The sequence below is a fragment of the Nocardioides sp. genome (genome assembly GCF_036267815.1).
Taxonomy (GTDB): Bacteria; Actinomycetota; Actinomycetes; order Propionibacteriales; family Nocardioidaceae; genus Nocardioides.
In genome coordinates, this window is the sequence record NZ_DATAVI010000007.1 from 1 (window position 1) to 23624 (window position 23624).

Annotated in this window: 21 protein-coding genes, 1 tRNA gene and 1 pseudogene; 11 read left to right on the forward strand and 12 right to left on the reverse strand. The window is 71.2% G+C overall.

Features of this window, described 5'->3' with window-relative positions; all coding sequences use genetic code 11:
* Positions 1–206 (forward strand): annotated as a pseudogene (locus VHW64_RS00890) (HNH endonuclease signature motif containing protein); the annotation flags it as partial.
* 60 nt (positions 207–266) lie between these two features.
* On the opposite strand, the gene metG reads toward VHW64_RS00890, so the two are convergent.
* The gene (gene metG / locus VHW64_RS00895; RefSeq protein ID WP_329648612.1) at positions 267–2075 is read right to left on the reverse strand and encodes a methionine--tRNA ligase; all 1809 of its coding nucleotides are present in this window, start codon (positions 2073–2075) and stop codon (positions 267–269) included.
* Between the two features lie 46 nt (positions 2076–2121).
* Complete coding sequence (locus tag VHW64_RS00900; RefSeq protein WP_329648613.1) at positions 2122–2751, reverse strand: disulfide bond formation protein DsbA; 630 nt, start codon at positions 2749–2751, stop codon at positions 2122–2124.
* Positions 2752–2870: 119 nt separating this feature from the next.
* On the opposite strand from VHW64_RS00900, the gene pepN reads away from it, so the two are divergent.
* Positions 2871–5420 carry an aminopeptidase N gene (gene pepN / locus VHW64_RS00905; protein WP_329648614.1) on the forward strand — a complete coding sequence of 850 codons (2550 nt, stop codon included), beginning with the start codon at positions 2871–2873 and terminating at the stop codon, positions 5418–5420.
* Between the two features lie 34 nt (positions 5421–5454).
* On the opposite strand, the gene VHW64_RS00910 is transcribed toward pepN, so the two are convergent.
* Together VHW64_RS00910 and VHW64_RS00915 are read right to left on the reverse strand one after the other, a co-directional pair.
* Positions 5455–5844: a DUF5130 family protein gene (locus VHW64_RS00910; RefSeq protein WP_329648615.1), complete on the reverse strand. Its 390-nt coding sequence runs from the start codon at positions 5842–5844 to the stop codon at positions 5455–5457.
* 16 nt (positions 5845–5860) lie between these two features.
* A complete protein-coding gene (locus tag VHW64_RS00915; protein ID WP_329648616.1) occupies positions 5861–6187 on the reverse strand; it encodes a hypothetical protein in 327 nt (108 codons plus the stop codon).
* A gap of 22 nt (positions 6188–6209) precedes the next feature.
* Here VHW64_RS00915 and VHW64_RS00920 point away from each other — a divergent pair, with 22 nt between their 5' ends.
* Complete coding sequence (locus tag VHW64_RS00920; RefSeq protein ID WP_329648617.1) at positions 6210–7181, forward strand: mechanosensitive ion channel family protein; 972 nt, start codon at positions 6210–6212, stop codon at positions 7179–7181.
* Positions 7182–7185: 4 nt separating this feature from the next.
* A complete protein-coding gene (locus VHW64_RS00925) occupies positions 7186–7569 on the forward strand; it encodes a globin (RefSeq protein ID WP_329648618.1) in 384 nt (127 codons plus the stop codon).
* Here VHW64_RS00925 and VHW64_RS00930 read toward each other — a convergent pair.
* Positions 7547–8425, reverse strand: a complete 879-nt coding sequence (locus VHW64_RS00930) for a thioesterase family protein (protein WP_329648619.1) — start codon at positions 8423–8425, stop codon at positions 7547–7549. The genes VHW64_RS00925 and VHW64_RS00930 overlap by 23 nt on opposite strands.
* A gap of 23 nt (positions 8426–8448) precedes the next feature.
* Here VHW64_RS00930 and VHW64_RS00935 point away from each other — a divergent pair, with 23 nt between their 5' ends.
* Entirely contained in the window at positions 8449–9672 is a 1224-nt protein-coding gene (locus tag VHW64_RS00935) for an acetyl-CoA C-acetyltransferase (protein WP_329648620.1), read from the forward strand.
* Positions 9673–9687: 15 nt separating this feature from the next.
* The gene (locus VHW64_RS00940; protein WP_329648621.1) at positions 9688–10179 is read left to right on the forward strand and encodes a MarR family winged helix-turn-helix transcriptional regulator; all 492 of its coding nucleotides are present in this window, start codon (positions 9688–9690) and stop codon (positions 10177–10179) included.
* Between the two features lie 30 nt (positions 10180–10209).
* Here VHW64_RS00940 and ettA read toward each other — a convergent pair whose 3' ends face one another.
* The 4 genes from ettA to VHW64_RS00960 are packed head-to-tail and all read right to left on the reverse strand — an operon-like array spanning position 10210 to position 16456.
* Positions 10210–11892 (reverse strand): energy-dependent translational throttle protein EttA, encoded by a 1683-nt coding sequence (gene ettA / locus VHW64_RS00945; RefSeq protein ID WP_329648622.1) that lies wholly within the window; start codon positions 11890–11892, stop codon positions 10210–10212.
* A 31-nt stretch (positions 11893–11923) separates the two neighbouring features.
* Positions 11924–13549 (reverse strand): ABC transporter, encoded by a 1626-nt coding sequence (locus VHW64_RS00950; protein ID WP_329648623.1) that lies wholly within the window; start codon positions 13547–13549, stop codon positions 11924–11926.
* Between the two features lie 40 nt (positions 13550–13589).
* Entirely contained in the window at positions 13590–15320 is a 1731-nt protein-coding gene (locus tag VHW64_RS00955) for a dynamin family protein (RefSeq protein WP_329648624.1), read from the reverse strand.
* Between the two features lie 14 nt (positions 15321–15334).
* Positions 15335–16456 (reverse strand): PrsW family intramembrane metalloprotease, encoded by a 1122-nt coding sequence (locus VHW64_RS00960; protein ID WP_329648625.1) that lies wholly within the window; start codon positions 16454–16456, stop codon positions 15335–15337.
* Positions 16457–16525: 69 nt separating this feature from the next.
* Here VHW64_RS00960 and VHW64_RS00965 point away from each other — a divergent pair, with 69 nt between their 5' ends.
* Positions 16526–17977 (forward strand): aminopeptidase P family protein, encoded by a 1452-nt coding sequence (locus VHW64_RS00965; protein ID WP_329648626.1) that lies wholly within the window; start codon positions 16526–16528, stop codon positions 17975–17977.
* Here VHW64_RS00965 and VHW64_RS00970 read toward each other — a convergent pair.
* The gene (locus VHW64_RS00970) at positions 17974–18948 is read right to left on the reverse strand and encodes a TIGR03557 family F420-dependent LLM class oxidoreductase (RefSeq protein ID WP_329648627.1); all 975 of its coding nucleotides are present in this window, start codon (positions 18946–18948) and stop codon (positions 17974–17976) included. The genes VHW64_RS00965 and VHW64_RS00970 overlap by 4 nt on opposite strands.
* A 46-nt stretch (positions 18949–18994) precedes the next feature.
* Between VHW64_RS00970 and VHW64_RS00975 the strand changes: the two genes are divergently transcribed.
* Positions 18995–19068, forward strand: a tRNA-Arg gene (locus VHW64_RS00975).
* Between the two features lie 36 nt (positions 19069–19104).
* Here VHW64_RS00975 and VHW64_RS00980 read toward each other — a convergent pair.
* Positions 19105–20160, reverse strand: a complete 1056-nt coding sequence (locus tag VHW64_RS00980; RefSeq protein ID WP_329648628.1) for an acyltransferase — start codon at positions 20158–20160, stop codon at positions 19105–19107.
* 202 nt (positions 20161–20362) lie between these two features.
* On the opposite strand from VHW64_RS00980, the gene VHW64_RS00985 reads away from it, so the two are divergent.
* The 3 genes from VHW64_RS00985 to VHW64_RS00995 all read left to right on the forward strand — a co-directional run bounded on the left by VHW64_RS00985 (position 20363) and on the right by VHW64_RS00995 (position 23010).
* Complete coding sequence (locus VHW64_RS00985) at positions 20363–21910, forward strand: S53 family peptidase (RefSeq protein WP_329648629.1); 1548 nt, start codon at positions 20363–20365, stop codon at positions 21908–21910.
* 90 nt (positions 21911–22000) lie between these two features.
* A complete protein-coding gene (locus VHW64_RS00990; protein ID WP_329648630.1) occupies positions 22001–22474 on the forward strand; it encodes a GtrA family protein in 474 nt (157 codons plus the stop codon).
* Complete coding sequence (locus VHW64_RS00995; protein ID WP_329648631.1) at positions 22471–23010, forward strand: lecithin retinol acyltransferase family protein; 540 nt, start codon at positions 22471–22473, stop codon at positions 23008–23010. The genes VHW64_RS00990 and VHW64_RS00995 overlap by 4 nt, the downstream gene beginning before the upstream one ends.
* On the opposite strand, the gene VHW64_RS01000 is transcribed toward VHW64_RS00995, so the two are convergent.
* Entirely contained in the window at positions 22960–23592 is a 633-nt protein-coding gene (locus VHW64_RS01000; protein ID WP_329648632.1) for a hypothetical protein, read from the reverse strand. The genes VHW64_RS00995 and VHW64_RS01000 overlap by 51 nt on opposite strands.
* Positions 23593–23624 lie beyond the last annotated feature (32 nt).

The window sequence follows — 23624 nt, forward strand, 5'->3', positions numbered from 1 at the left end:
GGACCGAGATCCACCACCCCCACTGGTGGTCCCGCGGCGGCAAGACCAACCTCGACAACGCCCTCCCCCTCTGCGGCCACCACCACCAACGAGCCCACGACACCAACCTCGACCTCCACCGACGACCCGACGGCGAATGGAGCCTGGACCGAAGACGCCGACCACCGGGCCTGCCCGCCGCGCGGCCGGACGAGGCGTCGCGCTGACCCGACGGAGTCACGGGGGCCGGCGGGTCAGCGCCACGCATCGCCTCTCCAGGCCACAGCTCAACCCTCGAGCCGAGCGAGCTCCTCACCCACGACGCCCGGGTCGAGCTTGGTGAAGATAGGGGTCGGCTTCGCCACCTTCGCCCCGACCGAGACCGGTCTGCGGACCCAGGCAGGGGTCCGGGAGTAGTCGCCCGTGATCACGGGGTAGACGTGCAGGCCGGCGCCGTCGTCGGGATCGAGGTCCTCGACGTGCTCGATGCGCGGCATGGGCATGAACTCCGGCTCGCCGCCGAAGACGCGCCACACGGCGTTGGCCGAGAAGGGCAGGAACGGCGCCAGGATGGTGTTGCAGTCCAGGACGCACTGAGCCGCGACGTGCAGGACGGTGCCGAGTCGGGCGCGCAGCGACTCGTCCTTCATCTTGTAGGGCTCCGTCGCGGTGAGGTACCTGTTCACCTCGCCGACCAGGCGCATGGCCTCGGCGATGCCGGCGCGCAGCCGTTGTCGGCCCACCAGGGCGCCCACCGTGTCGAACCCTTGCCGAACCGCCTCGAGAACCGCCTCGTCGACGGGCTCGAGTGCGCCGGCGACCGGGATCTCACCGAAGTCTCTCGCGATCATGGTGGCGGTGCGGTTCACCAGGTTGCCCCAGCCCGCGACGAGCTCCGAGTTGGTGCGCAGCACGAAGTCGGCCCAGGTGAAGTCGGCGTCCGAGGTCTCGGGGCCGGCAGCGCAGATGTAGTACCTCAAGGCGTCCGGCTGGTAGCGGGCCAGCATGTCGCCGACCAGGATCACGTGGCCCCGGCTGGTGGAGAACTGCTTGCTCTCCATCGTCATGTACTCGCTCGAGACCACCTCGGTGGGCAGTTGCAGCTCCCCGAACGGCCCGGGCTCGCCGCCCAGCGCACCGAGCCCGTCGTAGGCCAGGAGCTCGGCTGGCCAGATGACCGAGTGGAAGACGATGTTGTCCTTGCCCATGAAGTAGTAGGACAGCGCTTCGGGGTCGTTCCACCAGTCCCGCCAACGCTCCGGGTCGCCCAGCCGTCGAGCCCACTCGATCGAGGCGGACAGATAGCCGATCACCGCGTCGAACCACACGTACAGCCGCTTGCCCGCGTTGTCCCTCCAGCCGTCCAGCGGGATCGGGATGCCCCAGTCGATGTCTCGCGTCATCGCCCTCGGCCTGAGGTCCTCGATGAGGTTGAGCGAGAACTTGATGACGTTGGGGCGCCAGGTCCCGCCGGTCTCGCGGCCCTTGAGATACGTCGCGAGCGCCTCGGCCAGCGCCGGGAGGTCCAGGAAGAAGTGCTGCGTCTCGACGAACTCCGGCGTCTCGCCGTTGATCTTGCTGCGCGGGTTGATCAGGTCGGTGGGATCCAGCTGGTTGCCGCAGTTGTCGCACTGGTCGCCGCGGGCGTCGGGGTAGCCGCAGATGGGGCAGGTGCCCTCGATGTACCGGTCCGGGAGCGTGCGTCCGGTCGACGGGCTCACGGCTCCCTTCGCGGTGCGCTCGACCATGTAGCCGTTGCGGTGCACGGTCGTGAAGAGCTCTTGGACCACCCGGTAGTGGTTGCCCGTCGTCGTGCGCGTGAACAGGTCGTAGGACAGGCCCAGGTCGACCAGGTCCTGCACGATGACGGTGTTGTTCTTGTCCGCGAGCTCGCGGGCCGGCACGCCCGCGGCGTCGGCGGCGACCAGGATCGGCGTGCCGTGCTCGTCGGTCCCCGACACCATCAACACGTCGTGTCCGGCCATCCGCATGTACCTGCTGAAGACGTCGGACGGCACGCCGAAACCGGCCACGTGGCCGATGTGGCGCGGGCCGTTGGCATACGGCCAGGCGACGGCGGACAGGACATGCGTCATGCAGGGAAGCCTAGTGAGCCCTCGCCAGGGGGTTTCCGGCTGCTGGTCAGCTGAAGTCGAGCTCGCCCGTGCGGGTGCGCTTGATCTCGAAGAAGTAGGGGAACGCCGCCACCGCGATCGTGCCGTCCCAGAGCCGCCCGGCGTCCTCGCCCCGCGGGATCCTGGTGAGCACGGGGCCGAAGAACGCCGACCCGCCGAACGCGATGGTCGGCGTGCCGACGTCGTCGCCGACCCGGTCCATGGCGCCCTGGTGGGACGCCTGCACGTGCGCGTCGTACGACGCGTCGTCGGTGGCGTCGACCAGCTCGGCGGGCAGTCCGGCGTCAGCGAGCGCGCCGACGATCAGGTCGCGGCCCTTGTCCTGCTTCTGGATGTGGATGCGCTCTCCGAGAGCGGTGTAGAGCGGCAGCAGGGCCTCCGGCCCGACCTTCTGCTCCGCCGCCGCCAGGACCCGGCCGATCGGCAGTCCCAGCTCGACCAGCGAGCGGTAGTCGTCGGAGATGTCGCGGTCCTTGTTCAGGTAGTACAGGCTCATGATCCGCCAGTTGACCTCGATGTCGCGCACCTTCTCGACCTCGAGGACCCAGCGCGAGGTGATCCAGGCGAACGGGCACAGAGGGTCGAACCAGAAGTCGGCGGTGCGGGTGGTCGCGGAAGTCTCCGAGGTGATCGTCATGCCTGGCAAACCGGTGGACCCCGACAACCATTCCCGGGCAGCGTCCCGGGTCACGATTGTCTTACAACCGGCAGGTTTCGATTGTGCCGCGCGTCGGAGCCGGTGGCAGGATCCAGGACATGCCTGGCACCAACCTCACCCGGGAAGAGGCCGCCACCCGTGCCGCCCTCCTCGACGTCACGTCGTACTCCATCGACCTGGACCTCACGACGGGCGACAAGACCTTCGGCTCCACCACCACGGTTCGCTTCACCTGCCGTGAGCCCGGAGCGGAGACCTTCGCCGACCTCGTCGGCGCGGTCATCCACGAGATCACGCTGAACGGCGAGCGGATCGACGAGGCGTCGGCGTACCAGGACAGCAGGATCGCGCTGACCGGCCTCCAGGCCGAGAACGAGCTGGTCGTGCGAGCCGACTGCGCGTACTCCCACTCCGGCGAGGGCCTGCACCGCTTCGTCGACCCGGTCGACGGGCGGGTCTACCTCTACACGCAGTTCGAGGTGCCGGACGCGCGCCGGGTCTACACGACGTTCGAGCAGCCGGACCTGAAGTCGGTCTACACCTGGGACGTCGTGGCGCCGGAGGGCTGGAAGGTCGTCTCCAACTCACCCACGCCCGACCCGGAGTCGCTCGGCGACGGCCGCGCCCGCTGGGCCTTCCCCGAGTCGATGCGGATGTCGACCTACGTGACCGCGCTGATCGCCGGCGAGTACCACGAGCACCACGACGTCTACGAGGGTCGGCACGGCACGATCCCGCTGGGTCACTACTGCCGGCAGGCACTGGCCGAGCACCTCGACGTCGAGGAGCTGGTGCTGCTGACCAAGCAGGGCTTCGAGCTCTTCGAGGACGCCTTCGACTACCCCTACCCGTTCGGCAAGTACGACCAGCTCTACGTGCCGGAGTACAACGCGGGCGCCATGGAGAACGCCGGTGCGGTCACCCTGCGCGACGAGTACCTGCCGCGGAGCCGGCAGGACGCGGCGTTCTACGAGTTCCGCTGCTCGGTGATCCTGCACGAGATGGCGCACATGTGGTTCGGCGACCTGGTGACGATGAAGTGGTGGGACGACCTCTGGCTCAACGAGTCCTTCGCCGAGTGGGCGTGCTACTACGCCGCCGTCGAGAACACCGCCTTCACCGAGTCGTGGACCGGGTTCACCAACGCCCGGAAGAACTGGGCGCTGCGTCAGGACCAGCTTCCCTCGACGCACCCCATCGCCGCCGACAACCACGACCTGCGTGCGGTCGAGGTGAACTTCGACGGCATCACCTACGCCAAGGGCGCCTCGGTGCTCAAGCAGCTGGTGGCGTGGGTGGGGATCGAGGAGTTCCTGGTCGGTCTGCGGCAGTACTTCCGCGACCACGCCTTCGGCAACTCCGAGTTCGTCGACCTGCTCACCGCCCTCGAGAAGGCTTCGGGCCGTGAGCTGGACGCCTGGGCCAAGGAGTGGCTCCAGACCAGTGGCGTGAACACGCTGACGCCGGAGTTCAGTCTGGCAGCGGACGGCAGCTACGCCAGCCTTGCCGTCCGGCAGACGGCGGCGGCCGACAACCCGACACTGCGCCGACACCGCATCGGGGTCGGGCTCTACGACGAGGTCGACGGTCGGCTGGTACGGCGCACGCACGTCGAGCTCGACATCGAGGGCGAGCTGACCGCCGTCGACGAGCTCGTCGGCCAGCCTCAGCCCGACCTCCTGTTGCTCAACGACGGCGACCTGACCTACGCCAAGATCCGGCTCGACGAGCGCTCGCTGGCCACCGTCGTCCGCGGTCTGCGCCTGCTCGACGACTCGCTGGCGCGAGCGCTGTGCTGGGGGGCGGCCTGGGACATGACCCGCGACGCCGAGATGGCGGCCTCCGACTACGTCCGTCTGGTCCTGGCGAACGTCGGCAGCGAGACCGACGCCTTCGGCAGCCGCACGATCCCCTCGTACGCCATGATCGCGGTCAACCTCTACTCCGACCCCGGGACCCGTCCCGCTCTGCGAGAGAGGTGGGAGGCCGGCCTGCGCGACCTCCTGCACGCGGCCGAGCCCGGCAGCAACGCCCAGCTCATCTTCATCCGCCGCTACGCCGCCTCCCTCGTCAGCGACCGCGGCATCGACGAGGTCACCGGCCTGCTGGACGGCAGCCTCAGCGTGCCCGGCCTCGACATCGACACCGACCTGCGCTGGAACCTGCTGGTCGGGCTGGCCAAGACCGGCGCCGTCGACGACGCGCGGATCGAGGAGGAGCTCGCCGGCGACCGCACGATCTCCGGTCAGGAGAACGCCGCGGCCGCGCGCTCCTCGCTCCCCGACCCCGACGCGAAGGCGGCCGCGTGGCACGAGCTGGTGGCCGACCCCGAGGTGCCCAACGAGACCCACCGCTCGATCGCCGAGTGCTTCATGCGCTTCGGTCAGGAGGAGCTGCTCGCGCCGTACCTCGAGAAGTACCTCCAGGCGGCCGACACGGTGTGGGAGGAGATGGGCACCCACATGGCCTCCAACCTGCTCGAGGACGCCTTCCCGTTCCCGCTGGCGAGCCCGGAGCTCGTCGCGCGCATCGACCGCTGGCTGGACGAGTCACCCGCCACGCCGGCGGCGAAGCGGCTGGTGCGCGAGGGACGCTCCGACGTCGTCCGCGCGCTGGCCGCCCAGGCGCGCGACGCCGAGCAGGCCTAGCGCCCGCTCACGCGGCCACTCGGCCGCTCAGCGACTAGGGCGCGGCTGGGGCCGCATGCAGGGTGCGGGGCGCTCGCGCGCTCATCGCGAGCATGCCGACGCCGCGGCGCAGCCCGCGCACGAGGTCGCCGCCGGCGAACTCCGACCGCATCTCCAAGACGGCCAGGGCGACCTCCTGGTCGCTGAGCACGCGGCGCACCTGCGAGCCGGTCACCACCTCGACCGAGCGCGCGGTCGGGTCGACCATCACGAGCACGCTGCGCGCGGGCGTCGAGAGCGCGGCGTGAAGCCGCCGGGCGAAGGCGCGAGGGTCGCCGTCGGTGGCGCCGACGAAGACCGAGAACTCACACCGTGAGACCTGCTCGGCGGCCCGGATCGCCTGGTCCAGGGACGCCCGCTGCCCGGCGGTGAACTCGCGCGCCATCGTCGTCAGGCCGCCGTCACCAGGTGCCGCCGGCGCCGCCGGCCTCGCCGTCGGTGCCCTCGTGCGTCTTCTCCGCAGACTCCAGCTGGGCCGACCCGCTCTGGGACGCCTCCAGCTGGGCCGGGTCGCGTCGGCCGCCGAACCACTGGTCGTCGGTGCGCGCCCCGGCCGGCGCCACGGACTCGCCGCGCACCACCCCGGGCAGGTAGACCGCCGCCAGGATCCCGAGCGTGATCAGCACCGGGATGCCCACGAACAGCAACAGGAAGTGCAGCGCGTGCACCGGCTGAGGGTTGCTCCACCCCACAGGAATGTCGGCGGGGGCAAGGGACGTCAGGGTCACGCTGCTGAGGATACTGGTCCGCATGCCCGCGCTACTCGCCGTCCTCACCCACCACCAGTGGACGAGCCTGGGAACGGTGCTCGCACAGAAGTCCGGCCTGCTGCTCGCGGCCCTCGTGGTCGGCCTGGTGATCCAGCTCGTGCTCCGCCGCCTGATCGACAAGCTGGTCCGCAAGGCCGAGGAGGGGGTGCTGCCGGACCGCCTCTCCGTGGCCGCCTTCCGCCGGTCCGAGGACCCTGCGCCCGGGTCGACCCGGCGGGTGCAGCGCGCCAAGACCCTGGGCTCGCTGCTCAAGAGCGTCACCTCCGGCGTCATCGCCGCTGTGGTGCTGACCATGATGCTGGCCGTGGTGGGGCTCAACATCGGGCCCATCCTGGCCAGCGCCGGCATCTTGGGCGTGGCGCTCGGCTTCGGCTCCCAGACCCTGGTGAAGGACTTCTTGTCGGGGGTCTTCCTGATCTTCGAGGACCAGTACGGCGTGGGCGACGTCGTCGACATGGGCGACGGTCTGAGCGGCACCGTGGAGGCCGTCAGCCTGCGCGTGACCCGGATCCGCGACACCAACGGCACGGTCTGGTACATCCGCAACGGCGAGCTCTACCGGGTGGGCAACATGAGCCAGAACTGGGCTCGCTCCGTGCTCGACATCGAGGTGAGCTCGCGCGAGGACATCCCGAAGGTGCGCCGGGTGCTCACCGACGTCCTCCACGACCTGTGGCAGGACGACGACTTCGACGGCGTGATCATCGAGGAGCCCGAGATCTGGGGCATCCAGGCGATCACCCCGGACGCGATCACGCTGCGGGTGACCCTCAAGACCGCCCCGATGGAGCAGTGGCGTGTGGCCCGGGTGGCGCGCGAGCGGATCAAGGGTCGCTTCGACCACGAGGGGATCGAGGCGCCCTTCCCCACGTCGTACGTCATGAACAAGACGCCGGGCGATCCCGACGCGCCGGCCGACGCCGGCGCCCAGACCGCGGACGCCGGGGGCTGAGCGCGTGACCGCGACCTTCTACGACGAGATCGGCGGGGAGCAGACCATCACCCGGATCGTCGCCGCCTTCTACCGCGGCGTGGCCGACGACCCCTACCTGCGGGCCATCTATCCCGAGGACGACCTGGGGCCGGCCGAGGAGCGGTTCCGGCTGTTCCTGATGCAGTACTGGGGCGGGCCGACCACCTACTCCGAACGCCGCGGCCACCCCCGTCTGCGGATGCGCCACGCGCCGTACGCCGTCACGCCGAAGGCCAAGGAGCACTGGCTCCTGCACTTCCGCGCGGCGCTGGACGAGGTCGCGCTGTCGCCGCAGCAGGACGAGCAGTTCTGGGACTACGTGACCCACGCGGCACAGTTCATGGTCAACTCGCTCGAGGAGACGTGAGCCGCTGCTCGAACAGCTCCCGGTGCCGGGGATGCCAGGCCAGCGGGTGGTCGTCCTCGTCGAGGTTGACCTCGACCAGCCGGCTGCGCGCCATCACCCGCTCCCCGTCGCGGATCTCCTGCTCGAAGGACACCGAGTGCTGGCCCACGCCGACGATGCGGCTGCGCACGGCGTACGGCTCGGCGCGGAGACTCATCTGACCGACGTAGTCGGTCTCGCTGCGCACGATGACGGTCTGCACGCTGCCGGAGACCCGCGCCTCCCTGAGGACGCTGGTGAGGAGGTCGACCTGGGCGATCTGGGCGTAGTCGAGGTAGCGCAGGTTGTTGACGTGACCCAGCAGGTCGACGTCGGAGAAGCGCACGTGGACCGGGCGCTCCAGCACGGCGCCGCCGCCCACTTCCCACGGCTGGTCGCCGCGCGGTGCGGGTCGGTCGGAGACCGGCGAGCTCCCCAGGGTGCCGGACAGCATCTGGCGCTCCTGGGCGGTCATCCGGCGCGGCCGTCCGGCGGTGAAGACGTACGGCGTGAGCAGGGTCGTGGCGCGGCCGTGCACGAGGCGGTCACCGGGCGGGCCGGTGTAGAGCTCGTAGCCCAGGCTGAACGACGCGGCGCGCACCTCGGTCGCCCAGACCGCGACGTAGAGGGGCGCCTGCTCGATCCGCAGCGGCGCGAGGTAGTCCACCACCGTGTTCACGACCACCAGGCCCTCGCCCGGGTTGGGGGTCGGCGAGGAGTCGTGGTGCCGCAGCAGGTCCAGCCGAGCCTCTTGGAGGTAGTCGACGAAGGCGACGTTGCTGGCGGTGTCGCCGTGGAGATCGGCCCTGCGCATCTGGCACTCGTACACGTGAGGCACGGGCATGAGCCTAAGGTGTCGGTGTGCCCGAAGCCGTCCTCGTCTCCGCTGCCCGCTCCCCGATCGGCCGGGCCGTCAAGGGGTCTCTCAAGGACGTCCGGCCCGACGACCTGGTGGCCCAGATGATCCGCACCGCCCTCGACCAGGTCCCGGCGCTCGACCGGCACGAGGTCGACGACGTCTACCTGGGCTGCGGGCGGCCCGGCGGTGAGAGCGGCTTCAACATGGCCCGGATCGTCAACGTGATGAACGGCATGGACGACGTGCCGGGCGCCACGATCACCAGGTACTGCGCGTCGTCGGTGCAGACGACCCGGATGGCCTTCCACGCCATCAGGGCCGGCGAGGGCGACGTGTTCGTCTCCGCCGGCGTCGAGGCCGTCTCGCGCTACGACCACGGCACCTCCGACCAGCCGAGCGCCCGCAACGCCGAGTTCGACGAGGCGATGGCCCGCACCGCGCATCGCGCCGAGCACGGCTCGGAGGGCGAGGCGTGGCACGACCCGCGCGACGAGGCAACGCTCCCCGACGCCTACATCGCGATGGGCCAGACCGCCGAGAACGTCGCCACCCTGCGGGGCCTGACCCGCCGCGAGCTCGACGAGTTCGGGGTGCGGTCGCAGAACCTCGCCGAGAAGGCGCTGGCCGACGGGTTCTGGCAGCGCGAGATCACGCCGGTGACCATCCCGGACGGCACCGTGGTCTCGGCGGACGACGGCCCGCGCGCGGGCGTCACGATGGAGGCGGTCTCCGCGCTCAAGCCGGTCTTCCGACCCGACGGTGTCGTCACCGCCGGCAACTGCTGTCCGCTCAACGACGGAGCGGCCGCCGTCGTGGTCATGTCCGACACCAGGGCCGCGGAGCTCGGCATCACCCCGCTGGCCCGGGTCGTGGCGACCGGGGTCAGTGCCCTGTCGCCCGAGATCATGGGGCTCGGCCCGGTCGAGGCCACTCGCCGCGCCCTCGCGCATGCCCGGATGACGATCGCGGACATCGACCTGGTCGAGATCAACGAGGCGTTCGCCGCGCAGGTGGTGCCGTCGTACCAGGATCTCGGGATCGACCTGGACCGCCTCAACGTCAACGGCGGTGCGATCGCGGTCGGCCACCCCTTCGGGATGACCGGTGCCCGCCTCCAGGCGACGATGCTGAACTCCCTGGACTGGCACGACAAGTCCCTGGGCCTGGTCACGATGTGCGTCGGGGGTGGCCAGGGCATGGCGCTCATCCTCGAGCGGCTCGCGTGAGGCTACCCTGCGCGTATGTCCGAGGCACCGGGGCCCCGTTGGCTGGATGCCGACGAGCAGGCGTCGTGGCGCGCCTTCGCGGTGGGCGTGACGTTGCTGCTGGACCGGTTGGACGCCGACCTCCAGCGTGAGTTCGACCTGTCGCTGACCGAGTACGAGATCCTGGTCCGCCTCTCCGAGCGACCCCGGCGGTCGATGCGGATGGCCCAGCTCGCCGATGCCCTGGCCCACAGCCGCAGCCGGGTCACCCACACGGTGGCCCGGATGGAGAAGGCCCGGCTCGTCGACCGCGCCTCCTCACCCGAGGACGGACGCGGCATCGTGTGCACCCTGACCGACCACGGTCACGACGTGCTCGTCGAGGCCGCGCCGGTGCACGTCCAGGGGGTCCGCGAGTATCTGGTCGACCTCGCCGACCGCGACGACGTCGCAGCCCTCGGCCGGGTGATGAACGCCGTCACCGACGCGCTGATCGACTGCCACCCCGAGGCGGACATCCGCACCTGAGGCCCGAGTCGCCGCCCCGGTGATCCGAGCTCAGTCGCGCCGGAGCCGGCGGTGGGTGACCCGATGCGGTCGCGCCGCCTCGATCCCCAGCCGCTCCACCTTGTTCTCCTCGTACGCCGCGAAGTTGCCCTCGAACCAGAACCACCGCGCGTCGTCCTCGTCGTCACCCTCCCAGGCCAGGATGTGGGTGGCGATGCGGTCGAGGAACCACCGGTCGTGGGAGGTCACCACGGCGCAGCCGGGGAACTCCAGCAACGCGTCCTCCAGCGACTGGAGCGTCTCCACGTCGAGGTCGTTGGTCGGCTCGTCGAGGAGCAGGAGGTTGCCCCCCATCTTCAGCGTCAGCGCGAGGTTGAGCCGGTTGCGCTCGCCGCCGGACAGGACGCCGGCGCGCTTCTGCTGGTCGGGACCCTTGAAGCCGAACGACGCGACGTAGGCCCGCGAGGGCATCTCGAAGTTGGCGACCTTGATGTGGTCGAGGCCGTCGGAGACGACCTCCCAGACGTTCTTGGTCGGGTCGAGGCCGCCGCGGCTCTGGTCGACGTAGGAGATCTTGACGGTCTTGCCGACCTCGAGCTCGCCCGCGTCGGGCTTCTCCTCCCCCACGACCATCCGGAACAGCGTGGTCTTGCCGACGCCGTTCGGCCCGATCACCCCGACGATGCCGGCGCGCGGCAGCGTGAACGACAGCTCGTGCATCAGGTCTCGACCCTCGAAGCCCTTGGTCAGCCCGTGGGCCTCCAGCACGATGTCGCCCAGACGCGGGCCGGCCGGGATGTTGATCTCGTTGGGGTCGATGCGCCGCATCCGGTCGGCCTCCGCGGCCAGCTCGTCGTAGCGGGCCAGACGAGACTTGCTCTTGGCCTGGCGAGCCTTGGGGTTGGACCGCACCCACTCCAGCTCGCGCTCGAGCATCTTGGCCCGCTTGGCGTCCTTCTGTCCCTCGATCTTGAGACGTTCCTTCTTGGTCTCCAGGTACGTCGAGTAGTTGCCCTCGTAGGGGTGGGTCCTGCCGCGGTCGAGCTCGAGGATCCACTGGGCGACGTTGTCGAGGAAGTACCGGTCGTGGGTGACGGCCAGCACGGCGCCCGGATAGCTGGCGAGGTGGCCCTCCAGCCACTGCACCGACTCGGCGTCGAGGTGGTTGGTCGGCTCGTCGAGCAGCAGGAGGTCGGGCTGCTGGAGCAGGAGCTTGCATAGCGCCACCCGGCGACGCTCGCCGCCGGAGAGGGTGTCGACCAGCGCCTCGGACGGCGGGCAGCGCAGCGCGTCCATGGCCTGCTCGAGCCGGCTGTCGATGTCCCAGGCGTTCGCGTGGTCGAGCTCGGTCTGAAGGTCGCCGGTCTCCTTCATCAAGGCGTCCTGGTCGGCGCCCGGCTCGCCCATCTCCATGTAGGCGTCCTCGAGGCGCTTCAGCGCGGACTTGATGTCGTGGACCGCCTCCTCGACGTTCTCCAACACCGTCTTGCCCTCGGTCAGCGGCGGCTCCTGCTGGAGCATCCCGACCGTCGCGTCGGGGTCGAGCGTCGCCTCGCCGTTGTTGGGGTGCTCCAGCCCCGCCATGATCTTGAGCAGGGTCGACTTGCCGGTGCCGTTGGGCCCGACGACGCCGATCTTGGCGCCCTGGAGGAACGACAGCGTGACGTTGTCGAGGACCACCTTGTCCCCGTGGGCCTTGCGCACGTTGCGCAGGGTGTAGACGAACTCAGCCATGGACCGAGACCCTACGGGGCACGCGCTCAGGTCAGGTGCCCAGGGCGCGCGCCAGCCCCTCGCGGACCGAGTCGTAGGCCGCCAGCTCCGCGCGCACCGGCTGGACGACCAGCTCCTCGGCCACGTCGGCGATGGCGGACCGCAGGCGCCGGTCGGCCGAGCGGGCCCGGCCGCGAGCGGTCCGGGTCACCAGGGCCCGGCACAGCAGGGCGAGCAGGATGCCGAGGACCACTCCCCCGACCAGGAGCACCGCCGGCACCGGGATGCCGCCGGCGTGGGGTGCATCAGGGCGGTCGACCCCGAACCTCGGGTCGGCGACGAGCACGGCCGACCAGGCCAGGCCGCCCACCGCGGCGAGCAGGAGCACCCACTGGAGCACGCGCACGAGCCTGGCCCAGAGCGGGACCCGCTCGACGTCGAGGTGGGTCCGGCTCAGCGCGACGTCGAGGCGGTCGCCCAGCTCGGGGAGCCTGGACACCGAAGCCCGGCCGACGGCCTCGCCCCACGGCCGGGCCAGCGGCTCGGACACCTCGTCGGCCACCGCGCGTACCTCGGCATCGACGCGCGCGCGCTGGACGTGGGCGGTCATCGGCACCGACGTCCGGTGGCGGCCGGCCAGCGCCGCGCCGTCCTTGCCGAGGTCGAGGTGGAGCCGCTTCGCGCGGTCTGGTCGCAGCCTCGAGACCCAGGCGGCGACGGGCCAGCCGGTCGCCCTCCGGCCGCGGTCTCGCGCCGCGGACTCGACCGCCTGCACCACGGCCGGGATGCCGGCGGCGGCCGCGAAGGAGTCCTCGAGCGTGGCGATCCGCTCCGGTGAGAGCTCGGGGTGCCCGCTGGCGCCGGACGCCTGCCGGAGCCGGCTCGCGGCGGCGCGGAGGTCGGCCTCGAGCCGTGCCCGGGTGACCTGCTTGGCCCGCACCCTCTCGGCGATCTCGGCGCGGAGAGCGTCGACCCCCTCGCCGGTGCGGGCGCTCGTCGCCAGGACCGGCACCCGGGTCAGGCCGTCGGCGTCGACGAGGCGGCGTACGTCGTCCACCATCGACTGACGCCGGTCCGGCGGCACCTCGTCGATGTGGTTGAGCACGACGAGCATGACCTCCTGGTGGGTGGCCAGGGGGGCGAGGTACCGGGTGTGGATGGCGGCGTCGGCGTACTTCTGCGGGTCGAGGACCCACACCATCAGGTCGGTGAGCTCGATGAGCCGGTCGACCTCGAGATGATGGGAGACCTCGGTCGAGTCGTGGTCGGGCAGGTCGAGCAGGACGACGCCCTGGAGCGCCTCGTCCTCCTTGCCCAGGTCGAGCAGGGACTCGCGCATCACCTGGTGGCGGGGCGGGATGTCGAGGTAGTCGAGCAGCTGCGCCGCGCCCACCCTGCCCCACACGCAGGCAGTGGCCCACGACGTCGTGGGCCGGCGCACCCCGACCGAGGCCAGCTCGACCCCGGCCAGAGCGTTGAAGGTCGAGGACTTGCCCGAGCCGGTGGCACCGCCGATCGCCACGACGGTGTGCTCGGCGGTCAGGCCGAGACGCTGGGCGACCCGGTCGGCCGTCGCCCGGGCGTCGTCGACCACACGGTCGTCGAGTCGCCCTCGGGCGGCGTCGCTGGCTCGCCCGAGAGCCTCGATCCGGTCACCCAGACCCGAGCCGTCAGACAAGTCTTCTCCTCGTGAAGTGCACGGATGTTCACTTCTGAGACTAGTGTGAATGGGTGCCGGACCGCTCGACGGTGGCATAGCGCAGGTCGTCGACCCCCCGCGCGGCGTTGCGCAGGATGTCGGCCGCATCGGGGTCGATGCGCAGGCTCGCGAGCAGGTCGAGGTAGCGGTGCCGCTCCTCGTCGAGCAGGGCCCGCACCGTGGACTCGAGCCGCCGGCGAGCCTCGTCCAGCAGCGAGCCCACTGCCTCGCCGCCCAGCACCGCCTCCAGGAGCGTGCGGCCCAGCTGGGCGCTCTGGGCCGAGATGCCGCCCTCGGCGTCGCCGGACTGCTCCGGGCCCGCGAGGACGACGACCATCACGGCCACGCCCAGACCGCTCACGCCGTAGGCCAGGAAGCGGGCCGTGGTGCGCTTGTCGGCACCCTCCGCACGCACCAGCTCCAGGACCTCCTCCTGCCACTGACCGACCGCGCGGCCGGCCTGACGCCGGAGGCCGTTCGACGCGCGGACCAGCCCCTCACCCACGTCGGCCAGCAGGTCCCGCCCCGCAGCAAGGCCACGCCACGACTCGGCGGCACTCTCGGCGGCCGCCTCGCCGTGCTCGAGGACCAGCGACTCGAGGCTGGCCGCCACGGCGGCGTTCACCCGCTCGGCCTGCTGCGGCTTGCCCTTGATGGCATTGACCATGCGGTCGCGGATCCAGCCGACCTTGGCCTCCAGGGTCGAGAGCAGCTCGCCGGTGCCGACGAGCTCCTGCCACCGCACCAGCACCTCTCCACGCAGCAGGGTGCCGTCCGAGGTCGCCGCGAGCACCGCTCGGATCTCGTCGTCGTAGGCGGCGTCGGCGGCCTCGCGGAGACGCTGGGCCGACTCCGACTGCTGCACGCATCCGTCGGCGACGAAGTGGGCTCGTCGGGTCAGCGAGCGCACCGCGCCCTCGATCGTCTGCTTGACCATCTCGGCCCGGGCGTCGGGATCGCCACCCAGCTCGGCCAGCCAGGCCCGGATCTCGGCGACGTGGCGCGGCGCGACCAGGCCGCTGTCGGACAGCTCGACCTCGTGGATCGTGAACAGCGGAGAGTCCTTCAGGCCCCGGGCCGCGAGCATCCGGGCGAGGTGGGAGGAGACGGTCTCGAGCGCGTCGACGGGCGTGCGGTCCAAGACAACGGCCACGGCCGCCGATCGCTCGGCCGCCTCACGCAGGAAGTCCCACGGCACCTGGTCGGCGTACCTCGCCGCGGAGGTGACGAACAGCCACAGGTCGGCGGCGGCGAGGAGCTGGGCGGCCAGGCGGCGGTTGCTCTCCTCCACCGAGTCGACGTCGGGGGCGTCGAGGATCGCCAGACCCTGCGGAACGACGTCGAGCGGCACGAGCTGGAGCGAGTGGGGGTCGTGGGTCGGGTGGTGGACCCGCTCGAGGTCCGGCAGGAGCCGGTCGGCACCGAACCACTCGGTGTCCGCCGGGTTGTGCACGAGCACCGGCGAGCGCGTCGTCGGTCGCAGGACGCCGGACTCGGTGACGACCGAGCCCACCAGGGAGTTGACCAGCGTCGACTTGCCGGCACCGGTCGAACCGCCGACGACGGCGAGCAGGGGCGCCTCGAGGGTCACGATGCGCGGGATGACGTAGTCCTCGAGCTGGTCGGCCATCTCCTCGCGCGCGGCCCGGTGGTCGGCCACGGAGGGCACGTCGAGCGGCAAGGAGGCGCCCTGGAGGGCGGCGCGCAGCCGCACCAGCGCCGCGAGCATGTAGGAACCGGTGGAGGTCATCCCCGACGAGTGCGTCATCGAATGGGTACCACCTGTCCGGGGAACGCGATCGTGGGACGAAGCGCGCTGATGCGGGCAACGTAGTCGTGGCCCCGCTCGGCGAAGTCCGGCGGGGGTACGCCGCGCAGGAAGCGGCTGTGCAGGAAGCCCAGCTCGATCACGGACTGCTGGTAGGCGCGCATGGCGCGCTCCCCCGTCTCGCCGCCGGTGTCGCGGGCGTAGGCGCGGCTCCGGCGTCGTGCCCCCAGGTCGACGACCCAGGCGATGTCGGTCTCGGGGAGCATCCCCCGGCGCGCGGCGTCGGCCAGGGAGCCGGCGAGCATCCGGCCCTCCCAGCGGCGCACCCACACCGCCAACGCGACGCAGGCCAGGAAGAGCGGGGCCATCAGGATCAGGTAGACGGTCACGAAGTTGCCCGGGCCGTAGACGGTCGAGGTGTTCCAGACGGCGTGGGCCAGCACCGCGCAGACGTACCCCGCCACCGGCGCGAGGATGCGTGTCGAGCGGCGCCGCGACCCGACCGCGATGCCCACGCCGACCCCCGTGCAGGCGGTGAACAGCGGGTGGGCGAACGGGCTGACCAGGCAGCGCAGGACGAAGGTGCCGGTCAGGGTCTTGATGCCGCCGGGACCGACGGTGTCCGAGCCGTTGTAGGAGCTGGCGAGGTACAAGATGTTCTCGGTGAAGGCGAAGCCGACGCCGACCATCCCGGCGTAGACGATGCCGTCCAGGACGCCGTCCAGCTCCGCGCGGCGCCACCACAGAAGGAGCAGGAGGAACAGGCCCTTGCTCGCCTCCTCGGCCACCGGTGCGCCGATCTCCAGCATCCGGTTGTCGGAGATGCCCCCGACGAAGCCGCCGACGCCCTCGAGGAGCAGGGCGACCGCCGTGGCCACGAAGACGCCCCACAGCAGGCCGCCCGCCAGCAGCCGGCGCGGCTCCGGCTCGTAGCGGTCGAGCCAGAGCAGGCAGGCGATGATCGGGCCCACCGGGACGGCGGCCAGCAGAGCGGCCAGGACCGTGGCGCTCGGCGCGTTCGAGGCGGCCACGACGAAGGTCATCGGCACGGCGCACAGCAGCACCGCGAACGTCACCACGACGGTGAAGACCGCGTTGCCACGCACCGGACCCGACATGACCGAAGCGTAGCGAAATCGGTCCTTCCGCCTCGCTGCCTCCAGCCTCGCGGGCGTAGTCTGGGCGGCGTGAGCGACCAGACCGAGCAGCCCTCCGAACAGCTGTCCCAGGCGGCTTCCGAGCAGCCTTCCGAGCTCCACACCGAAGCGCACGACCCGGCGGTTCCGCCGGCGTACTCCGCGTTCATGCGCCAGGGCTGGGGCGACCGCGAGCTGGACCTGCCGCGACACCCGATCGCGCCGTACGCCGCTGCTCGTCGGCAGCGGCTCGCCGAGGCCTTCCCCGGTGAGCGGCTCGTGCTCCCCGCAGGCACGTTCAAGGTGCGTGCCTACGACACCGACTACCGCTTCCGCAGCGACACCGCGCACACCTACTTCTGCGGCAACCAGACCAGCGACGCCGTGCTCGTCATCGAGGACGGCGAGTCGGTGCTCTATGCCCGGCCACGCTCGGAGCGCACCACCGACGAGTTCTTCCGCGACCGGCAGTACGGCGAGCTGTGGGTCGGCCGGCGTCCCTCGTTGAGGGAGATCTCGGACTCGCTCGGCCTGCCGGTCCGCCACATCGGCGACCTGGCCGGCGAGCTGGCCAGGTCCGGCAAGACCCGCGTCCACCGCGGCGTCTCCGACGCCGTGGACTCGATGGTCGCGCCCGACGAGAGCCGCGACAGCGACCTCGCGCGGGTGGCCTCGGAGATGCGCGTGGTCAAGGACGAGTGGGAGGTCGCCGAGCTCCAGACGGCGTGCGACATCACGACGCTGGGGTTCACCGACGCGGCCGGCGAGATGGACATGGCCGTCGAGCACGGCGAGCGCTGGATCGAGGGCACGTTCTTCCGCCGTGCCCGGGCGATGGGCAACGACATCGGCTACGACTCGATCGTCGGCGGCGGCTCCCACGCGACGACGCTGCACTGGATCGACAACACCGGCCGGATCGTGCCCGGCGAGATGGTGCTGCTCGACATGGGCGTCGAGGGGCACAACCTCTACACCGCCGACGTCACCCGCACCCTGCCCGTCTCGGGCACCTACACCACCCTCCAGCGCGAGCTGTACGACCTCGTCCACGCCGCCCAGCAGGCCGGCATCGACGCGGTGCGGCCCGGGGCGCCGTTCCTCGCCGCCCACCATGCCGCGATGGACGTGCTCGCCCACGGCCTCGAGTCGCTCTCGCTGCTGCCGTGTTCCGCCGAGGAGGCGCTCGACCCCGAGTCGAAGGTCTATGCCCGCTGGACCCTGCACGGCACCAGCCACATGCTCGGCATGGACGTCCACGACTGCGGCCAGGCGTCGACCGACGTCTTCCCGAAGGGCGACCTGGCCGACGGCATGGTCCTGACGGTCGAGCCCGGCCTCTACTTCCAGGCCGACGACCTGCTCGTCCCCGAGGAGATGCGCGGCATCGGGATCCGGATCGAGGACGACATCCTGGTCACCGCCGACGGCTCGCGGAACCTCTCGGGCTCCCTTCCCCGCACGTCTGCCGACGTGGAGGAGTGGATGGCGGGCGCCCGCTAGCGCTCCTGGCCGCGTAGCGCCGGCAGCAGCTCGCGCTCGGCGACGGCGAGGAAGTCACGCTGGGACTCGTCGCCGATCTGGACCAGCGCCACGTCGGTGAACCCCGCGACCTCGAACTCCCGGACGGCCTTGACGATCCCGTCCAGGTCGGGCCCGCACGGGATCGACTCCGCGACGTCGTCGCGGGTGACGAACTGGGAGGCACCGGCGAAGCCCGCCGTACCCGGCAGCTCGGCGTTCACCTTCCACCCGCCGCCGAACCATCGGAACAGCTCGTGCGCACGGTCGACGCACCGCTCCCGGTCCTCGCCCCAGCAGATCGGCAGCTGCCCGATCTTGCGCGAGGGCCGGGCGTGGTCCTGCTCGTCCCACTCGCGCACCAGCCCCGCGTCCGGCTCCACCGCGATCAGGTGGTCGGCCAGCCCGGCGAACGTCCGGATCGACTGGTCACCAGAGACCGCCACCCCGATCGGGACCGGGTTCACCGGGGTGTCCCACAGCTTCGCCGAGTCGACCCGGAAGTGCGCACCGCTGAAGTTGACGTATCCGCCGTCGAACAGCGACCTGATGATGGTCAGCGCCTCCGCGAGCATCTCGTGTCGGACGTTCGCCGACGGCCAGCCACGCCCCACGACGTGCTCGTTGAGGTTCTCACCGGCGCCGACGCCCAGGATGAAGCGGCCATCGCTGAGCAGGTCGACGGTGACCGCCTTCTGCGCGACCACCGCCGGGTGGTAGCGCATGGTCGGGCACGTCACGTAGGTCATCAGCTCGACGCGCTCGGTGACCTGCGCCACCGCACCCAGCACGCTCCACGCGTACGGCGCGTGCCCCATCTCGTCGAGCCACGGGAAGTAGTGGTCGCTCATCACCTCGAAGTCGAAGCCGGCCTGCTCGGCGGCGGCGGCGTGCCCCACCAGCTCACGTGGACCGGACTGCTCGGTCATCAGCGTGTAGCCATACGTCGTCATGTCCGCGTCGTACCCAGATCTCCGCGATGCCTCACAATGGTCCCCGGCCCCTGTAGCTCAGCTGGATAGAGCAAGAGCCTTCTAATCTCTAGGTCGCAGGTTCGAGTCCTGCCGGGGGCGCTGGTCTCGCTGGCCCGGGAGCTGGCCGACGTCCCCTCAGCCGCGCGGACTCAGGAGGGCACCGGCAGCAACGGGTTGGCGACGATCCAAGGCGTCGGACCGCATCGGGCGGCGTGACCGGAAGGGCTGCTCGACCAGACGCCACGACAACTCGGTCAGCAGCAGCGCGGTCGGGACTCCCGCGAGCGCGACGACCCACACCCCCGCGCCCAGATGCTCGAGGCCGACGAACACCGGATACGACCACAGGTACAGGCCGTAGGAGCGGTGGCCGAACCATCGCAGCCACCCGAGCTCGAGCCAGGGGGCGCCGGCTCCCTGCGCGGTCCAGAAGATCGTCGCCGCCGTGAGCATGGCCACGCACTGCGGAGCGACGAGCCGCTCGAAGCCACCGGCCGGCACGTGGCACACCGCGACGATCGCTGCCACCGCGACCGCTGCCGCCCACGGTCGTGACCGCGTCTCAGTACGACCCGACAGGACCACGGCGAGCAGACAGCCGGCCAGGATCGGGAAGGCGCGAGCGTCCGAGCCGTAGTAGACCCGGGCCTCCGGACCGCCGGCGAGCGCCAGGGGGACCAGGGCTGTGGTGAGGCACAGCGCCACGAGCACACCGCGGACCGTGCGCCGGCCCGACCGGCTGAGACCGATCAGGACCACGGGCCACAGCACGTAGAACTGCTCCTCGATCGAGAGCGACCACGTATGGCCCATCGGTGAGCCGACACCGTGCCCGAGGGCGAGCACCCAGTTGGCCGAGTAGCTCAGGGCCGCCAACGTGAGCCAGTCCCACGAGCCGGCCGCTGCGAGCACCACGGTGACGACGGCCACCATCGTCACCAGCGCAGGCACGAGACGGCGGGTGCGGCGGACGTAGAACCGGCGCAGGTCGACCCGGCCCGAGCTGTCCCGCTCCTCGACCAGCATGCTCGTGATCAGGAACCCCGACAGCGTGAAGAACACGGTCACGCCGCCGTACCCGAGGAACCGCCAGATGCTCCCCAGGGGCGACACGTGCGACGCCACGACCAGCAGCACCGCGACACCGCGCAGGCCGTCCAGGCCCGGACGGCTTCCGAGCCTCCATCTCACCCTCTCATCGTCTGCCACCAGCCGGGCGCTGTCAGGAGAACGCGGGAAAGCCCCGGGGCAAGGAGGAGCCGACCTCGAGGAGACCCGCTCGGACGTGAGGTGCAGTGCACTGCCGCCACGGGGCCAAGGTCGCTCGCATCGGCCACGGCCACCTCCCTTTCACCCCGTGAGACGGGCCCGCTGGCGGGGGGATACTGGCCCCGTGACTGAGTCTCGGCAGACCCTGACAGGCAGCTTCCGTCGCGCCGTGGGCACGATCGTCGGCTCCGTTCCCGACGACGAGGTGGTCCAGGCCACCCTGGTCCTGCGCCGACGGGACGGCGGTACGGCTCCTCCTCCGTCCTTCCATGCGGGAGTCGACGGGACTCCCCTGACCTCCGACGAGCTCGGCGCACGCTACGGTGCCGATCCGGCCGACCTCGAGCGAGTGGTGACCTACCTGGAGTCCCGCGGACTCCACGTGGTGGACGCGCACGGGCCGTCCCGGCGTATCCGCGTGGAGGGCCCGGCCGGAGCCCTGTCCGCCGAGTTCGGCACCGCCGTCAGCCGGGTGCGCCGTGAGGACGGCCGGAGGCAGTCGCGGATGCGTTCGGGCACCCTGTCGGTCAGTGCCGAGCTCGCCGAGGTCGTCACCGCGGTCCTGGGCGTCGACGACCGGCCCCAGGCCTTGCAACGGTCGGTCTTCGCCGAGCCGCAGGCATCCGCGACGAGCTATACCCCGCTCCAGCTGGCCGAGGTCTACGGCATGCCCGACGCGGATGGCGCAGGGCAGACGGTGGCGATCATCGAGCTCGGAGGCGGGTTCGCCCGATCCGATCTGGTGACCTACTTCGGCGGGCTCGGGCTCGCCACCCCCCGGGTCTCCGCGGTCGGCGTCGACGGTGCCCAGAACAGTCCCGGCCAGGATCCCGACGGCGCCGACGGGGAGGTCCTGCTCGACATCGAGGTCATCGGCGCCCTCGCTCCGGAGGCAGAGATCCTCGTGTACTTCGCCCCCAACACCGACGCCGGCTTCGTCGACGCGATCTCGACCGCGGCGCACGCCACCCCCACGCCGGCCGCGATCAGCATCAGCTGGGGCCAGAGCGAGGACCAGTGGACCGCACAGTCACGAGCCGCCATGGACGACGCGATCGCCGACGCGGTGAGCATGGGGGTGACGGTCACCGTGGCCGCCGGGGACAACGGCAGCAGCGACGCAGGCTCCGGTGCCCACACGGACTTCCCCGCCTCGAGTCCGCACGCGCTGGGATGCGGTGGCACCAGCCTGGACACCTCCCGAGGCGCTCCGGTCGAGACGGTGTGGGACGACGGCGGCCAGGGCGGGGCCACCGGCGGCGGCGTCAGCGACGTGTTCCCGATCCCGGACTGGCAGACCTCCGTCGGAGTGCCCGAGCGATCCGGGACCAAGACCACCGGTCGCGGCGTCCCCGATGTCGCCGGCGACGCGGACCCGCAGACCGGCTACCAGGTCTACGTCGACGGCCGGGCCGCGGTCATCGGAGGCACCAGCGCCGTCGCACCACTGTGGGCCGGCCTGGTGGTCAGGCTTGTGCAGCTGCGGGGCTCTCACCTCGGACTGCTCCAGCCGGTCATCTACGCAGGGGTCACGACCGGACACGCGGCGCCCGGACTGCGTGACATCACCACGGGCACCAACGGGGCCTACCGGGCCGGCCCCGGATGGGACGCGTGCACGGGGCTCGGCGTACCCCAGGCCGCTGTCGCCCAGGTGCTGACCGCGACCTGAGTCCTGGGGCTCTCACCCACCGACCAGCGCCGGCACGCGGATCTGGCCCACAGCCGGACGGGCCGAGCTGCCCCGGGTAACGTCGATGGTGTGAGCACGTCACCTGGGCTGTCGACCCGCGCCCGAGAGCTGGCCGGCGAGGTCGTCCGGTTCCTCCTCGTGGGCGGTGTGGCGACCCTGGTCTCGTTCGTGGGCTTCAACGCCCTGGTGCACGGGCTGTTCATCGGGCGCGCCCCGCTCGGGAGCCAGCCGCTCCTCGCCTTCGTGCTGGTGAACCTCGTCGCCGGTTGCGTGGCGTACGCCGGGATGCGGCTGTGGACCTTCCGGCACCGGGAGGCGAGCGACTCCGTCGAGGGCGTCATCAGGTTCTTCGGGCTCGGCGCCCTCACCATGGCCATCCCGGTCATCTGCCTGGGGATCAGTCGCTACGGCCTGGGGTTGACCAGCCCGTTGGCGGACAACCTGTCGGCCAACGTGATCGGTCTCACGCTGGGCGCCGGCACGAGGTTCTGGGTGTTCCGCAGGTACGTCTTCGACCAGGTCCACGCGGGGGCACACGGGTGAGTCGCGGAGACCATCTCTACGCACGGCGCCGCCGGCGCTACAGCCGCTACACCCACCACGGCATCGACTGTGGCGACGGGACGGTGATCCACTACGCCGGCGAGCGCCGGGGCGGACGCCGCGTCGAGCGCAGCTCGTGGCAGACGTTCGCCCAGGACTCCAGGGTGCAGGTGCGCGCACACCGGCGCCGCGGGCTGCCCGCCGACGAGGTGGTGGCGAAGGCGGAGTCGCGGCTGGGCGCCGACGGCTACCACCTGGTGTGGAACAACTGCGAGCACTTCGCCACCTGGTGCTCCACCGGCAACAAGGGCAGCAAGCAGGTCCGCGGCTGGGCGATGGCCGCGCCGGGCGGCGCCTTGGCGTCGTTCAGCGCCGCGGACGTCGTCGGCGCCCACCTGATCCTGATCGGGAGCGTGTTCATGGGCGGCTTCTACGCCGTCACCAAGCCGCTCCAACGCCGGCGTAGCCGCCGCCGGAGGGTCGCGTCAGGAGCTCCCGATCGCGACGTTCTCCCACACGCCGACACCACGGCGTAGCACCGTCACCTCGGTCACCCGCCACGGCTGTGAGGTGTGCGCGTCGAGCGCCGCCAGCACCGACTCGAGATGCTCGACGGTCGTGCCGTCGTTGATCCGGGCGACCGGCACGCGGTCGCGGAACATCCGGCGGTCGCAGAACAGCCCGAGCGGCTCCACGGCCGAGACCACTTCGCGGGCGATCCCGCGCATCACCTCGACGCCGTCGTCGTCCGAGCGCAGCTCGGACCAGATGAACCGGTCGTCCTCGTCGACCAGCGCCGAGCCGCCGGAGAACACCACCTCGGGTGCGCCGTAGCGCTCGGTTGCCACCGCGAGGACGGAGCCGAGGGTGCGCGCCGTCGTGGCGTGCACGAACCCGAAGTTCGTGATCGGCACCGACATCTCAGCGGTGCCGAGAACGTCGAGCAGCGGCGCCGGCGGCCCGAGCGGGACGGAGGCCTCCTCCTGTCGACGGCCGAACAGGCCTCGCTTCTCGGGGGACTCCGCGACCGGCGATGGTGGCGGCTCCAGGGCGCGCACCAACGCCGTCAGCTCTTCGAGCAGGGCCGGCGGGGGGAGGAACGCCGCGTGCAGGTGCACGCCCCTATGGTGCCAAAGTCGTCCGGCGGTCG

Bases quoted from the DNA above. Each gene is read 5' to 3' on its own strand.
- metG (WP_329648612.1), bottom strand. From the start codon at position 2,075: ATGACGCATGTCCTGTCCGCCGTCGCCTGGCCGTATGCCAACGGCCCG.
- VHW64_RS00900 (WP_329648613.1), bottom strand. From the start codon at position 2,751: ATGACGATCACCTCGGAGACTTCCGCGACCACCCGCACCGCCGACTTC.
- pepN (WP_329648614.1), top strand. From the start codon at position 2,871: ATGCCTGGCACCAACCTCACCCGGGAAGAGGCCGCCACCCGTGCCGCC.
- VHW64_RS00910 (WP_329648615.1), bottom strand. From the start codon at position 5,844: ATGGCGCGCGAGTTCACCGCCGGGCAGCGGGCGTCCCTGGACCAGGCG.
- VHW64_RS00920 (WP_329648617.1), top strand. From the start codon at position 6,210: ATGCCCGCGCTACTCGCCGTCCTCACCCACCACCAGTGGACGAGCCTG.
- VHW64_RS00940 (WP_329648621.1), top strand. From the start codon at position 9,688: ATGTCCGAGGCACCGGGGCCCCGTTGGCTGGATGCCGACGAGCAGGCG.
- ettA (WP_329648622.1), bottom strand. From the start codon at position 11,892: ATGGCTGAGTTCGTCTACACCCTGCGCAACGTGCGCAAGGCCCACGGG.
- VHW64_RS00955 (WP_329648624.1), bottom strand. From the start codon at position 15,320: ATGACCTCCACCGGTTCCTACATGCTCGCGGCGCTGGTGCGGCTGCGC.
- VHW64_RS00960 (WP_329648625.1), bottom strand. From the start codon at position 16,456: ATGTCGGGTCCGGTGCGTGGCAACGCGGTCTTCACCGTCGTGGTGACG.
- VHW64_RS00970 (WP_329648627.1), bottom strand. From the start codon at position 18,948: ATGACGACGTATGGCTACACGCTGATGACCGAGCAGTCCGGTCCACGT.